Raw genomic sequence first — 14,439 nt, 5'->3', positions numbered from 1 at the left:
AGGAGTTGCTGTGAAGCATTACGGATGGGGCACCCTGGCGGTGGCGGCGACCATCGCAACCGCTGGCTGTGCCGGTGGTGTGCATGGGCACATTCAGAACTATGATCAGCTGCCGGGCTCCGGCGACCACATGGCCAAAGGCCCCGGGCTGATTCATATGCACAAGACCGACCAGAACTATCAGGGCGGCATGCGCATTTTCTCGGACAAGCCCGGGCAAGGCGCCCTGCTCAACCCGAACGCCAATCAGCAGCCCACGGATACGGCGGCAAATCAGGGCCAGGCTGCGTCGACATCGACGCAGCCTGCAGCAGGCCCGGAGCAACAACAGGAATACCGTCAGTTCGAGAAGTATCAGAAGTTCCAGAACTTCCAGCACATGTCGAAGGATTCACCGCAGTACCGGAAGTTCCGCGAATGGCTGCAATGGAAGCAGTATCAGCAGTGGCAAAAGAGTGCCCATCAGTAGCTGAACGGCTGAGCATCTGAACCTTGAAAGGCTTTCTCCGGAAAGCCTTTTTTATTCGCTGCAAGCCTCGGACAGAAACGGCTGCCCTACCGGCGCTCAACTGGCATTCCGCCCTCTGCCACGCGCCGAATCGCTCACTGGCAACCATCCAAACACCGGTCGCTGCCCCACCTTCGACTGCAAGCGCTCACACCCACTCCGACGGAGTGGTACGCCGCCACCCGCACGAGCTGCGCCCGGGATCAGCCGATAGCGCCGTCGCACGGGCTGTCAGGCCGGCACATCAGCGCGGATAAGGCAGCTATTACGGCGACCCGGGAAACCGCCCCGCCGGCCAGTCTCGGGCAAGGCACGCCCCAGGAGACATTTGAATGGACGCAACGCGCGGCGCAATCGGCGACCGTTGGAGCGCCCCAACTCGCGGCCGCGCAGCCCGTGCCCCGCACGGGGGTTGCCCTGCCTTCAGCCCACCGTCCGAAACGACGCACAAAAATCCTCTTCCGCCCTGCGGCGACCAGCGCCTCTCCCTACTCCATGTATCGACGACGCTGCGGCTCCCGGCGCCCGCAGCCGCCATGCAAGCCGGCGCGCTTGTTGGTCGGCCGGTTCAGCCCCGAGCCGATTGCGGAGCCCGCCTCAACGGGCCTGGCTGGCCGCGCCCGCGGTGATACAGCATAATCGCCCCCAGCAGCACGATGCCCACGACGTCGGTCAGGCCGCCCGGCTTAAGCATCAGCAAGGCCCCTACCAGCATCACCACCCGCTCGTACCAGCGCATGCGGGTCAGCAAATACCCCTGGGTGGCGGACACGAAGGCCAGCATTCCAATCAGAGCGGTCAGAATCACCCAAGCTGCGTTGTACCAACTACCCACGTTGATCAATAACAGCTGCGGATTGTAGAAGAACATGAACGGCAGAATGGCGGTGCGCATATCGTAGATGAACCCCTGGACCCCGGTCGCGATCGGATCCGCGCGCGAGATCGCCGCCGCCGCATAAGCGGCCAAGCCGACCGGCGGCGTGTCATCGGCGAGAATACCGAAATAGAACACGAACAGATGAATCGCCACCAACGGCACGACCATGCCAGCCGCGCCGGAAAGCGTTGCGATGACCGGCGCCACCAGCGCCGCCATGACGATGTAGTTCGCCGTGGTCGGCAAGCCGATACCCATGATCAGCGAGGTCAGCGCGGACAGGATCAGCACCACCCATACATGGCCCCCGGACAGGGCACCCAGGACCTGGGTCAGGCCGTAGCCCAGGTTGGTCATGGTCACCATACCCACGATGATCCCGGCCGCGGCGGTTGCGATGGCAATCGTCGTCATGTTGCGGGCGCCGAGTTCCAGGCCTCCGAACACCTCCTTGACGCCGTGCCAGAGGCCGACCATGACGTTGCCATTGGCCCGCCACCCCCGGTAGGCCTCCTGAACCAGGATGAGCGCGATCAATGCAAACGTGGCATTCAGGGCGCTGCGCTCGGGGGTGAGCTTCACCCACATCAGCTCGTAGAGCAGAAACGCCACCGGGATCAGGTAGTGCACACCCTTGATGAAGGTGGGCCCGAACGCCGGCAGTTCCGAACGCGGCAGACCCTGTAGCCCGAGTTTGAGAGCCTCAAGATGCACCACAAACAGCAGCCCGAGATAGGTCAACACCGCCGGCACCAACGCATAAATCACGAGTTGTGAATACGGGATGTTCAGGAACGTCGCCATGATGAAAGCGGCCGCGCCCATGATCGGCGGCATCAATTGGCCGTTGACCGAAGCCGCCACCTCGGTGGCCCCGGCCTTGACCGCCGGATAGCCAACCCGCTTCATCAACGGGATGGTGAACGTGCCGGTGGTCACCACGTTGGCCGTGGAAGAGCCGGAGATCACCCCCGTGAGCAGACTGGCCACCACGGCGGCCTTAGCCGGGCCGCCGCGAAAGGTGCCGAGTCCGCTATACGCAAGATCCACGAAGTACTGCCCTGCTCCGGCTTTCTCCAGCAGCGCGCCGAACAGCACGAACAAAAACACGAAGGTAGCCGAAACCTGGATCGGCGTGCCCCAGATGCCCTCGGTGGTGATGAAAAGCTGCTGGACGATCTGTGACCAGCTATAGCCGTTATGCAAATAGATGATATCGGGCGGCGTCAGCGGAATGATGCCGGCCGGCCCGGTGGCGGCATACAGTACAACGACGCCCGCGATAATCGGCAGGGCCAAGCCCACGATACGAGACGCGGCAATCGCCAGCACGGCGATCAGCGCGGTGCCAAACCACACATCCCGCGGGATCGGCATACCGCCCTGGACCGCCGTCAGATTGTAGTAATCGACCAGGACATAGAGCGACGCGGTCACACTGGCGATCGCCAGAAGCCAGTCGTACCAGGGAATGCGATCCGTCCGGCCGGACCTGCGCGGATAAGCGAGGAACGCCAGCGCGAAGCCGAAAGCCAAATGAATGGCGCCGATCTTCTGCGGATTCAGCGTACCGAAATAGCTTGCGTACAGCTGAAACAGACTCCAGCCCACGGCAATCACGATAAGCAGCCAGCGCTGCCACGTGGCACGCGGCTCGCGCGCCCCGAACTCGCTGGATTTGACGATATCGGCAGCTTCTGCCCTGACGTGCTCGACCATGGCGTGACCCCTAACCAAACGACCCCGGCCTGCACGGCCGGGGTTCGGCGGTTAACGCAAAAACGCGTCGATAATCACCGTAATGCGGCGTCGCGTGAAACGGCAATAGCCCCTACGAGGCTGGCGGCATCAGATCGTCGGGAACCGTGACGCCTTGTTGCCTGAAGAACTTCACCGCGCCGGGATGCAGCGGGATCGGCATACCATCTAGCGCGCTCTTCACCGTGAAGAACTTCTTGAGGTTCGGGTTCTGGATGTCGTTGTAGAACGACTGCAAATGCTTGTTAAATACCGTGTTCATGAACTGATACACCACGTCCTCCGGCAGATCGGCCGAGGCCACCAACGTCGCCTTGAGCGTCACCGCTGAGACGTCGTGATCGATCCCGGGATAGGTGCCGGAAGGGATTGTTACCGCGGTATAGAACGCGTATTTCTTGTGCAACTCGTCGATCTTGGCCTGCGGAATTGCCACCAGATCGATCGGCGCGGTCTGTGCCGCCTCGGTGATAGCCGACGCGCCCAGGCCGACGGTATAGAACATGGCATCGATCCGCCCGTCGCGCAGCAGCCCAACGGCATTACCGGCACTGCCACGTACCGGCGCCTTGAGATCATCGAAACTCAGGCCGTAAACCGCCAGCAGATGCTTGACGTCCTGCTCGGTCCCCGAGCCGATGTCGCCAACGTAAACCCGCTTGCCTTTGAGATCGGCGACACTTTCGATGCCTTGTCCTTTGCGGGCCAGGATCTGGATAGTTTCCGGATAGAGCACTGCCAGACCACGCAGCTTGCCGATCGGCTTGCCCTCGAACGCCTGAACGCCTTTGCCATTGTAGGCGTAATAGGCAATGTTGTTCTGGGCGATGCCCATCTGGAGCTGACCCTGGCCAATCGCCCGGCAGTTGTACACCGAAGCACCGGTCGAGCGCGCATTCGCCCGCACCGGGATGCCGCTTTCGTTGACGATTTTGGCGATGCCCACTGCAGTCGGATAGTAAAGCCCCGTGGTCGAGCCCGAACCGATCGTGATGAAAGTTTTTGCCCCGGCCAATGGCGCAAGGCCGCACAGGAGCGTGAATACGAGAACAGTTCTAATGGTCCGTAATAGCATGATGTATCCCCCGGTTAATCTGTTTTTTTGTGGCCCGTTTGGCCCGATCCCGGCACGGCTCGCCCGTTAAAATGACAGGGTGGGCCGGCTATCCGCGTCGGCGGAAAACGCCAACATATTTTTATTCCACAATACACACGGCCGGTGTCGTCGTTTCCCGCCCGTCTACTGAAATTACCCTATAGCACGCCGGCACGTGCGATTGTCAAGATGGGCGGGCCATGCAGCCGCGCTTCGCCGAAAAGCCCACGGCCCACGTTGCCTGCTGGAATAAGCTCCAAGCACAACCGGCGCGACCTCCCCGCATTTATCCAGCGAGCGCGGCACGAAGCCAACCAGAGGTTGTGGCGCCGCGCTCAGGCGCGTCGGCCTCCGCCGAAGCAGCGACCGGCTCAAAGCGACGCTCATGCCCGTCCCGCTGCGCGGGGCCACCTATCCTCTGGCCGCCGGGCCACCGCGAGCGATGACCTCCACGACCTACCCCATCACGGCCCTCATGCCTCGCCGCCGCCGCGCACAAGGTACGCAGCTCGCTATTGGCATCCGGGCCAACCTCAAAGCCCGCTCGTTTGCGGCGCGGCTTCGCCGAATTTCTCGCCACCGCGATCCGCCATCGCGTTGTCCTGACGCGCTTCGCCCCTGGCCGCGGATGTGACGGTATCCGCCGCATCGGCCGCATCGTCGAGTGACATGCGGACCTTGAAGCTGCTCACCGTTTCGGCCAATTGCGACGCTTCCCGCTTCAGCGACTCGGATGCCGCTGCGGACTCCTCCACCAGCGCCGCGTTTTCCTGCGTCATCTGGTCCAGTTGCGTGACGGCCTGATTGACCTGGGAAATGCCGGTTTTCTGTTCGTCGGCTGCCGAGGTGACTTCGTTGATCAGATGATTGACACGCTGGACCTGTTCGACGATGTCTTTCATCTTGTCGCCGGCCTGCTGGACCAGGGCTTCGCCGCTGGCCGTTTTCTCGGCCGACGTATCGATCAGCGTCTTGATCTCCTTCGCAGACTCGGTGCTGTGATTGGCCAGGCGCCGGACTTCCTCGGCCACCACCGCGAATCCTCGGCCGTGTTCGCCGGCGCGTGCCGCCTCGACCGAGGCATTGAGCGCCAACAGGTTGGTCTGGAAGGCGATCGAATCGATTACATCGATGATCCTGACCACTTCCTGGGAAGACGCGCTGATGTCGCGCATCGTGCCCACGACATCCGTCATCAGGCCATTGCCGCTTTCAGCCGCCGTTACCGCGCTATCGGCCAGGCTCGCGGCATGACGCGAAGATTCGGCGGAATTGGACACCGTACTGGTGAGTTCCTCCATGGCCGCTGCCGACTCCTCAAGGTTGGCCGCCGTGTTTTCGGTGCGTCGGGAAAGATCCATGCTGCCGGCGGAAATCTCGACCGAGGCCATTTTGACGTTCTCACTGCTACGGCGAACGTCGACCATGACCCGCTCGATCTTGTCGACAAAGGAATTGAACTGGGTGGCAACGGCCGCCAGTTCATTGCGCCCGGATACCGGCAGGCGCCGCGTCAGGTCACCATCGCCGGTGGCAATATCCCGCATACGTCCCGCGAGCTCGCCCAACGGCCGCGCGATACCGCGCCCGACCCACCAGATGAACGCCAGACCCAATCCCGCGACCAGCGCACTGATGAGGGCCATGCCCACGATGTCGTGCGTGCGTTGCTGCGTCAGATCACCGTGCATGGCATTGAGGTCCGCCATCACCGCCGAGACGGGCAATTGCAGCACCAGCGTCCAGATGGTGTCGGTATTACCGATCCGGATGGGGTGATAGAACTCGATCATCCCAGCCTTGTGATCCGTCATGCGTATCGCTTTATCACTCTGGCGAGCCTGCTTGAGACGCGTCATGCTGGCGTCGCCCAGCACCTGGCTGGCCGGCTTGCCGAGCTTGGACGCATCCGCGGTGTAAGCGACCAACCGCCCGAGCGGCGCGACCAGCGCCATGCGACCGGCGCCGTTGTAGAGTGCGTTGTTGGCCTGCGAAAGAAACGACTGGATGAAATTGACGGAAAGGTCCGTCCCGGCCACCCCCTTGAAAACACCATCGACCATGATCGGGACGTTGAACGATGTCACCATCTTGTTCTTCCCGCCATAGTTGTAGATATGAGGGTCGATGATGCATATCTTGTGGGTTTCCCGGGGGCACAGATAATACTCGCCCTTGCGCACGCCGGAAGACAGCATTTTCTGGCTTTCCATGCCATTCTGGATACCGAGCGCCAGCACCTTGACGTCGCCGTTTTTCGTCCGGTACCACCAAGGCCTGAAACGCCCGCCCCCGTTATAGCCCTTGCCATCCTGTTGCGGCGGAACATAGGCGCTATCCGAACCGAAGGCATCCGGCTCCCAGCCGATAAAGGCATCGAGCAAAAACGGATTCTTGACCACTGCCTGCTTGGTCAGTGCCGACATGCCGCGGCGCGTGATACCGAGTGCCGGCTCCTTGCCGTCCGGAGATCCCATTAATTCGTTGGCATGGGCCAGCGACTTCGCCACACCTAATGCCCGCTCCAACTTACCGTTGATTTTCGCGGCCTGGGCATTGGCTAGCGATGTCAGGCGCTTGTCAATACCGGCTTTCAGCAACGACGAAGTCCGCGCCTGGACCATCTGCTCGGTCCGCGTCGTTGAAAAGTAGCTGTAGATGAGCAACGCGCCAACCACGGCCAGAATACAGGCCCCGGCAGCGAGGACGACAAAGTGCTTGATTGACTTGAAATGCTTCATCTTGATCGCGAACTCGGCTGGCCAATGTCTGTACGCATATGCCGGCTCAATACAGAAAGGCATGCGCGGACACATTGAGATAAGTTTTGGGCCCCGGGAAGTAACGGCGCGTCAGGGGAAAGCTTGAGCGTATTGCCGTGATAGCGATATCGACGCCGGCCTCGCAAAAGAGACCACGCGGCCGGTGCGGCCCGTGTTTTTCTCGAGGCGGCTGCCATCTCACGCAATACCGCGTGACGGTCTGAAGGCGTGTCAGCCCCGATGTGGCGCGCCGGCCTATTCCGCGGGCCGGCCCTGCACCCCGGCGCCCGGACTATCGAGGGCAGGCCGTAATCCGAAGCGCCGACTCATAACTCGGGCCGTATGCCGACCGAGTCGTTACCACGCCGGTGCGCCCCGGCACGCGGGCGCCCATGCGCACGGCCGAGGCGGCGTTCCGTCTTTAAGCGGCGAGGCCCGGCCGGTTGGGGGTTAGGTCCTATGCGGGCTGGCCGGCTCCCGCCCGCCCTGGCTTGACGCGGTCCGGGGCATAGTGGCTTGTATTCGGGGATTCGCCTTGTCCCGCCCCTCGCCAAGCGGGCCACCGAGAATGGAACAGGCAGCTGTTTAGGCGTGCCGCGCCTCGGTTTCGCCCGGGGCGCGGCGGCGAGCGGCTGCACCGGCCAATCAATGGACCGGCACAAACCCGCGCGACCGTCAGTCGGTCTTATGGTCGCGATACACAATAATCGCCGCGTGCCGCGGATCGCAGACGTAGGCATGATTCTGATCGTCGGTGGCCACGCAGTGCGCATGCTTGGCCGTGGGTACGGTCGCGACTTTCTGCAGTTGGTCGTGCGCGGTCAGCTTGAGCACGCTGAGGGTGGCGCTGCGCGCACCGGGCGCATACAGGTGTTGCAAGTGCGGGTTCCACGCGATCAGATCGACACCGGCCCCCACCGCAGCGTGGCTGACTTCCTTGCCGTTTTGCGCTGTATCGAGCGCCACGACCTTACCCTCGCGACAGCCGACGAACAGCAGGTTCCGCGCCGGGGCCAGGGCCAGCCCCTGGTCGCGTTGGCAGCTGTTGGGCCAGGAGGCCACGACCTGCAACGAGCGCAGACTGATTTTTAGCGTGGTGGCCGGCCGCTGGTTGGCATAGACCGCATAATGGGCCGCGTCCACGGCGAGCAACTCGGGCGAGCCTTTTGGCAGGGAGATCGCGCCCAGCAGTCGCAGCGACGGATGCGCCCCGGCGGTAGCTTTGAACCGCTGTATTTCATGCGTTTCCGGCTCAGTGACCCACACCTGATCGAGCGGCTTCACGTAGCGGATGATATCCGGGCCCGAGGCCAGCTTGGCACGCGCCACGACCTGCCCGCCGTGCGGATTCACGGCAACAATCGCTTCGTCCTTGTGATCGCTGGCAAACACCAGCCCGTCGCCGGAATCGGCCGAGGTCGTGCCGGCATCGTCGTGATCGGCACCCTGGCCCGACGGCACGATGTGTCGCCATTCACCCAGGGTCTGGCGCGCCGGGTTGATGAGCGCCAACGCGCCGCTTTGCGCCGCGGGAACCAGTACGCGATGCAGCGACGGCGCGTAGGTCATGTCGTCGAAATCCAGGCCGCTGCCTTGATGTGGCAGCTGGATTCGATGTGTGACCGCCGCCATGGCGCTGCCGGCACCGGCCATCCAGATCGTGCCAAACAGGACGAGGGCCGCGACAAGGGGAACGGAGCGGCGATAAAGCATGCGGAATACCGAACAATAAAAATGATCGTTCGCAGTCTAAGCCGGGCCCGCCCGACCCAGAGAAACGAAAAATGTACGCTTTGTTTTCAACGCCCTCCGGCAGGCGTGCGGAATCGGGGACGCGATACGCCATGACCACGGCCCGCCCGGTATGCAGCTCGGCCAGCCAGCTTGCCGCGCCTGCCCCCTTCCAGAGCCGCCGCTGCCGTCTTGTGCCGGCCGGCCGATACGAAACGATCTATCGACACATACCGACGCATGGCCTGGTGGCGGCGGTGAAACCAGCGACCGGCCGCTTGGCTGCCATCGACGGTGGCTGGCGGGTGCCGTATGCCGCCTGGACAAAAAAAGTAACTCGGATACCTAAATCGAGCCGCGCATCAGCCGAAATATACCAAGGCAGGCGCGCCGATCCTTGGCGGGCTCTGCAGACCATCCGACCAGGAGCTTCGCTCGAAAACCATGCGCCATAACACGCCGGTAACCCAGAACGAATATGTGCTCGGCCCCGATCAGTATCTGATCTCGCAGACCGACCTTGACAGCTATATCGTCTTCGCCAACCCAGCCTTTATCGAGGTGAGCGGGTTCGACTGGGAAGAGCTTGTCGGCGAACCACATAATGTCATTCGCCATCCCGACATGCCGCCGGAAGCGTTCGCCGATTTCTGGGCCACCATACGCGCTGGCGAAACGTGGACCGGCATCGTCAAGAACCGGCGAAAGAACGGCGACTTTTATTGGGTTCACGCCACCGTGATACCGGTCATGCAGAACGGCGGGGCCGTGGGCTATGCGTCGGTACGGCGTGGCGCCACAAACGAGGAAAAAGCCACCGCCACCCGAGTGTATGCCCGGCTGCGCGCTGGCGAGAAGCCGAAAGCCCACCTCGACCAGGGCGTCATTGTCGAGCACAGCTTGCGCGCGCGTCGCGCGGCTGCGCAATATCTCCCTCAGCTGGCGTCTCGGCCTGTTGCTGCTGGCGACATGGCTTGGCTTGGGCGCTACCGCTGCGGCGGGCGTGTCCGGCACGCACGCGCTGACCATTCAGATCACCCTGGCGGCGATATCCGGACTGGTGTTGACCGGCTGGATCGTACAGCTCGGCCTCAGCATCCGCCGGCCGTTGCGTTCGGCGCTCACGTTGAGCCGTCAGGTCGCCGCCGGCAATCTGGTCGCCGCAAGCGAAGCGCACCGCGACGACGAGATCGGCGCCCTGGTGGCTTCGCTCAACGTTATGCGCGCCGGCCTGACGCAGGTCGTCACCGACGTCAAACACGGCATCGGCATCGTGGCGCCGGCCACCACCGAGATCGCCGCCGGCAACAACGACCTGGCGCGGCGGACCGAGGAACAGGCCGCCTCCCTGGAACAGACGGCGGCCAGCATGGAACAAATCACGGCGACCGTGAGCCAGGGCGCAGACAGCGCCCGGCAGGCTTCCGAACTCGCGCGCACGGCCTCGGACACGGCCGAACGCGGGGGCGAGGAGATCGGGCGCATGGTGCATACCATGCAGTCGATCCACGAGTCGTCGACCGAGATCAGCGCCATTGTCGGCATGATCGACAACATCGCCTTTCAAACCAATATGCTGGCATTGAACGCGGCCGTCGAGGCAGCGCGCGCGGGCGAACACGGCCGGGGCTTTGCCGTGGTGGCCAGCGAGGTGCGCGCTCTCGCCGGGCGCACCGCCGAATCGGCGCAGCAGATCAAAACGCTGATCGAAGCATCCAGCAGCCGGGTGGAAGCCGGCAATACACTGGTGAGCAACAGCCGCGAAACCATGGAGCATATCGTGTCCGCCATTCGCGAGGTGAGCGGGCTCATGGAACAGGTCTCAATGGCCGCCGACGAACAGAAATCCGGTATCGAGCAGGTCAGTCAGGCGGTCACCCGGATGGACGAAATGACGCAGCAGAATGCCGCACTGGTGGAGCAATCCGCCGCGGCGGCGCAGTCGGTCAGTGTCCAGGCCGGCGAACTCGGCAAGAGCGTGTCGATCTTCCGTGTCGACGACCAGCCCATGACGACGGCACGCCCGCCCAGAATCCGCAGCCGGCCACGGGCCAGCGATCACAGCGCGAGCGCCACGCGCCCGGAGCACACGCCGACACGCCGCACTGCGGCCGAGGCCACCGCCTGACAAACGCAGCGCATCCGCGCACGTCGGCACAGTCGTATGATGGCGATATGGCACACGAATAGGTCCACCGATGACGATAAGAGTCCGTCACGGGGCCTGGCTGGGTTTGCTGGGATTGCTGGCGTTGTCGGGATGCGCACTGATGCACAGTGCCGCCACGGGCACGGCACCCCTCCATTCAGCCGGGCAATTGCAGCTACCTGGCGGCACCCGTGGGCAGAACATCGCGATTGCGTATCGAACGCCGGGCGGCTACGACGAGTATCACCGCCGCCGGCGGCAAGGCGCGATCACCGAAGCCATGTACCTGGAGGCCAATGGCATCCAGACCGCACTCGATTTTTCCGTGTATCGGCTGCATGCGCTGACCGCGAAGCAGTGGCGATTCAACCGCGACCCGGTACAATTGACCTGGCACAGCAAACAGCTGGTACCCGTCGGCCACGGCGCGGCCCATGCCAAGGCGATCCTGGCGCGATTTACGCGCTCTGCGCCCGTGCCGGCCGCTGCGGCCCCGCGCCATTGCGTGGCCTTCGTGCGCGCCTGGGACATCCCGCCCGACGACCCGAGGCGGCGACCGAGCCGGGCATACTTCGGCTATCATTGCGCGCCCGCCGGGCAGCCGCTATCGCGCACCGCGGCGCGTCGATACGTGATGCATATCCACACGGCCGCGCACAAGCTCGCGCCGGTGCGATTCGGCGACCATGTTCCCGATGAACCCGACGCTGTCGCCAAAGCGCACGGCAAGCACAGCCACTATGGCGCGCCCGGGTTCCCGCTACGGCGCGTGGTGCATTTTGTCGACAGCGATCATAAAACGAATTGACGCGGGACTTGACTATTGGCAACGCACAGCGGGCTGAATAAGCAGGCAGTGCGTCCGCGAATGCACGTGCATGAGCGCAAATAAGGAAGGAGGGCCAAAGCATTGCTGCTTCAGGTGCAAGCCATCGCGTCGTCAAGCCTTTGACTGAACTCTAGACGTAATCAAGACGCAGGCAAACCCGAATGCCCGGCGTACGATGACCGGCGTGTCGGCGCCGTATTGCCGGGTGCAATGGCCATTTCAGCGCGCATCGTGTAATCAGTCCCGGCGTTCCGGCGACGGCTCCAGTAGGCGCAATTGACGCGCCTGCGCAGCAACCGGCTGGCCCTGGGTACGGTTCCGCCCCTCGCGCTTGGCCTGGTACAGCCGCGCATCGGCCTCGGCGAAGATTTCCTCGAAGCTGTGCCCGGCCAGCGAAAAACTCGCCACACCAAGACTCAAGGTCACCGCGACCGCATGATCGCGTGCCGCCACCGGCGTATCTGAAACGGTTTGCCGCAGCCGCTCGGCCTGCTGGACCGCGTCGGCATGATCGAGATCGAACAGCAGAATCGCCAGCTCTTCGCCGCCCACACGGCCCAGGATATCGGCCTCGCGACACTGGTGGAGTAGCCGCATCGCCACCGCTTCCAGCACGATGTCGCCGATATCGTGGCCATAGCGATCGTTGATGCGCTTGAAATGGTCCAGGTCGATGAGGATCATCGATACGTGCGTGGGCGCCCCGGGTTCGCCGCGCTGGGCGGCCCGTCGGGCCTGGTCGAACAGTTCGCGGAATCGCACGCGGCTGGCTAGATGGGTGAGACTGTCGAGATCGGCACGCTGACGCAACTGATGCTCGGCGCGCGTGATCTCGATCTCGTGCGCCAGGGAGATCGCGAACAGCGTAGCGGCACACAGCAGCGCGTCGCTCATCTCGGCCCATTCGACGACCGTGGGTGCGAAGCCGAAACGCAGGAGCATGATCGCCGCCGCCAGCGCGAGAAAAACCAGCCCGACAATGGACCCGTCGCGGCGCCCGAGCAGGCGGTGCGAGACCAGGGGGATCACCAGCGCCCAAACGAATACCGACACATTCGCCGCCGTGGCCAGAGCAAAGACGAGCACGGACAGAAACGGAATCAGATAGGCCCAGGTCGCAGACCGAAGCGACAGCCCGCGCCCGAGCAGACGATAGATCACACCCGCGTAGATCATCATGCCGACCTCGGCCAACGCGAGCGGCAGCCGGTCCTGAAGCAGGTTGATCGGCACGAACACCAGGCCGAACAACATGGGAATTATCAACACCACACGCAGAACCGCGGCGCGGCGCGTATCGTCTCCACTGGATAGATGACGTAAAGACATGGCGGTCTATGCACCGGGCGACGTGCCGGGCACACCGGGTCGAAAGAAAACATGCGTCGGCGGACGCGCGGCCCGCCTACCGTACTGGCCAGCTGCCGACGCAACCATCGGCGATAAGTCGCGGGCCCCGAACAGAGCATGCCGGCCCCGGGCGCGCGGCATGGCATAAAAACGCGAACGAACCGGTTTTGGACGCGGCGCACAGTGCCCAGGCTGGCCGTCATCACGCGCCGTCATCCCGCGCGAGCCATCGTCCACGCGCCCCACTGCGCACGGACGATATCGACGGTATAGATCGACAACGCCAGCCAGATACAGGCAAAGGTCGTGATATCGGCGGTCGTCAACGGCTCATGGAACAGCACGACACCAGTCAAAAAATGCAGGGTCGGCGTGATGTACTGAATGATGCCGATGGTCGCCAGCGGCAGCCGACGGGCCCCGGCAGCGAACAGGGTAAAAGGCACGATCGTGAGGACACCCGCGCCGAACAGCAGCGCATCGGTACGCGCGCCGTCGATACCGAACGCGGCCTCGCCGTGGGCATACAGCCAGCCCAGCCAGACCAGCGCAAGCGGCGATAGCAGCAGCGTCTCGACCAGCAGGCCGGTGACGCTGTCGACGGACAGCCGCTTGCGAATCAGGCCATAGAAGCCGAAACAGCCGGCCAGGATCAAGCCGATCCAGGGCACCTGCCCGTAGGCGACGACCGAAAAGACGACACCCGCCGCAGCCACCGCTACCGCGACCCACTGCAGTCGGCGCAGGCGCTCGCCGAGGACCACGAAGCCCAATGCCACATTCAGCAATGGATTGATGTAATAACCGAGACTCGCCTCGATCACGTGATCGTTGACCACGGCCCAGATGAACGTACCCCAGTTGGTGGCCACGAGCGCCGCGCTCAACACCAGCATGGACAGCAGTCGACGATCGACGAACACGGCAACCACCCGGTCCGTGCGGCGCAACAGCACGACCGCAATCCCGAGCAGGGCCGCCGTCCACAGAATGCGATGCGCCAGAATCTCCCACGGGGAAACCGATAGATCGATCAGATGAAAATACAGCGGCAGAACGCCCCAGGTCAGAAAGGCAGCGACGGCAGCCCCCAGACCCAAGGTGGGCTGGGAGAAAGGCGAGGACGACGAGCGTGGCGTCACGGGCGCTCCTGAGTAGTATCGCCGACCGGGGATCGTCGCTTCAAGACGGCGTTGCAGTGTGCCATGACCTGCACAAAGACGCTGCCGCAATCGCGTGGCGGCACCGCGCCGTCCGTGTTCGTCCGCGGTGGCGACGATAGGTCGCAACAATCGAAGACCAGTATTTATCAGGCGATGCTTTAACTGACCAGACCATGGCTCGCAACCCTAACTTCATGGCTTGAAAATAAATAT

The 14,439-nt window shown here is 63.3% G+C and carries 9 protein-coding genes and 1 pseudogene; 4 read left to right on the top strand and 6 right to left on the bottom strand.

The window, feature by feature from the left end:
• Window positions 1–10: 10 nt before the first annotated feature.
• The gene (locus SALB1_RS11000) at window positions 11–469 is read left to right on the top strand and encodes a hypothetical protein (protein ID WP_109993912.1); all 459 of its coding nucleotides are present in this window, start codon (window positions 11–13) and stop codon (window positions 467–469) included.
• Window positions 470–1,076: 607 nt separating this feature from the next.
• On the opposite strand, the gene SALB1_RS10995 is transcribed toward SALB1_RS11000, so the two are convergent.
• The 4 genes from SALB1_RS10995 to SALB1_RS10980 all read right to left on the bottom strand — a co-directional run bounded on the left by SALB1_RS10995 (window position 1,077) and on the right by SALB1_RS10980 (window position 8,717).
• Window positions 1,077–3,107: a TRAP transporter permease gene (locus SALB1_RS10995; RefSeq protein ID WP_109993911.1), complete on the bottom strand. Its 2,031-nt coding sequence runs from the start codon at window positions 3,105–3,107 to the stop codon at window positions 1,077–1,079.
• A 112-nt stretch (window positions 3,108–3,219) separates the two neighbouring features.
• The gene (locus SALB1_RS10990) at window positions 3,220–4,221 is read right to left on the bottom strand and encodes a TAXI family TRAP transporter solute-binding subunit (protein WP_109993910.1); all 1,002 of its coding nucleotides are present in this window, start codon (window positions 4,219–4,221) and stop codon (window positions 3,220–3,222) included.
• Window positions 4,222–4,775: 554 nt separating this feature from the next.
• Window positions 4,776–6,983, bottom strand: coding sequence for a methyl-accepting chemotaxis protein (locus SALB1_RS10985; RefSeq protein WP_109993909.1), 2,208 nt, complete (start codon window positions 6,981–6,983; stop codon window positions 4,776–4,778).
• Between the two features lie 696 nt (window positions 6,984–7,679).
• The gene (locus tag SALB1_RS10980) at window positions 7,680–8,717 is read right to left on the bottom strand and encodes a YncE family protein (RefSeq protein ID WP_109993908.1); all 1,038 of its coding nucleotides are present in this window, start codon (window positions 8,715–8,717) and stop codon (window positions 7,680–7,682) included.
• A 462-nt stretch (window positions 8,718–9,179) separates the two neighbouring features.
• On the opposite strand from SALB1_RS10980, the pseudogene SALB1_RS19925 reads away from it, so the two are divergent.
• From SALB1_RS19925 to SALB1_RS10970, 3 genes and pseudogenes are all read left to right on the top strand, one after another.
• Window positions 9,180–9,494, top strand: a pseudogene (locus SALB1_RS19925) (PAS domain-containing protein); the annotation flags it as partial.
• 127 nt (window positions 9,495–9,621) lie between these two features.
• A complete protein-coding gene (locus SALB1_RS10975; protein ID WP_199678773.1) occupies window positions 9,622–10,863 on the top strand; it encodes a methyl-accepting chemotaxis protein in 1,242 nt (413 codons plus the stop codon).
• A 70-nt stretch (window positions 10,864–10,933) separates the two neighbouring features.
• Window positions 10,934–11,692, top strand: coding sequence for a hypothetical protein (locus SALB1_RS10970; RefSeq protein ID WP_145961303.1), 759 nt, complete (start codon window positions 10,934–10,936; stop codon window positions 11,690–11,692).
• Window positions 11,693–11,950: 258 nt separating this feature from the next.
• Here the strand turns inward: SALB1_RS10970 and SALB1_RS10965 are convergent, their stop codons facing one another.
• The gene (locus tag SALB1_RS10965) at window positions 11,951–13,042 is read right to left on the bottom strand and encodes a GGDEF domain-containing protein (protein ID WP_109993906.1); all 1,092 of its coding nucleotides are present in this window, start codon (window positions 13,040–13,042) and stop codon (window positions 11,951–11,953) included.
• A 233-nt stretch (window positions 13,043–13,275) separates the two neighbouring features.
• A complete protein-coding gene (gene rarD / locus SALB1_RS10960) occupies window positions 13,276–14,205 on the bottom strand; it encodes an EamA family transporter RarD (protein WP_199678772.1) in 930 nt (309 codons plus the stop codon).
• Window positions 14,206–14,439 lie beyond the last annotated feature (234 nt).

This window comes from Salinisphaera sp. LB1 (genome assembly GCF_003177035.1).
GTDB lineage: Bacteria > Pseudomonadota > Gammaproteobacteria > Nevskiales > Salinisphaeraceae > Salinisphaera.
This window is presented reverse-complemented; position numbering and strand designations above follow the sequence as displayed.

Excerpts from the sequence above, each read along its gene's own strand:
- SALB1_RS10995 (WP_109993911.1), bottom strand. The coding sequence starts at position 3,107 with ATGGTCGAGCACGTCAGGGCAGAAGCTGCCGATATCGTCAAATCCAGC.
- SALB1_RS10990 (WP_109993910.1), bottom strand. The coding sequence starts at position 4,221 with ATGCTATTACGGACCATTAGAACTGTTCTCGTATTCACGCTCCTGTGC.
- SALB1_RS10985 (WP_109993909.1), bottom strand. The coding sequence starts at position 6,983 with ATGAAGCATTTCAAGTCAATCAAGCACTTTGTCGTCCTCGCTGCCGGG.
- SALB1_RS10980 (WP_109993908.1), bottom strand. The coding sequence starts at position 8,717 with ATGCTTTATCGCCGCTCCGTTCCCCTTGTCGCGGCCCTCGTCCTGTTT.
- SALB1_RS10970 (WP_145961303.1), top strand. The coding sequence starts at position 10,934 with ATGACGATAAGAGTCCGTCACGGGGCCTGGCTGGGTTTGCTGGGATTG.
- SALB1_RS10965 (WP_109993906.1), bottom strand. The coding sequence starts at position 13,042 with ATGTCTTTACGTCATCTATCCAGTGGAGACGATACGCGCCGCGCCGCG.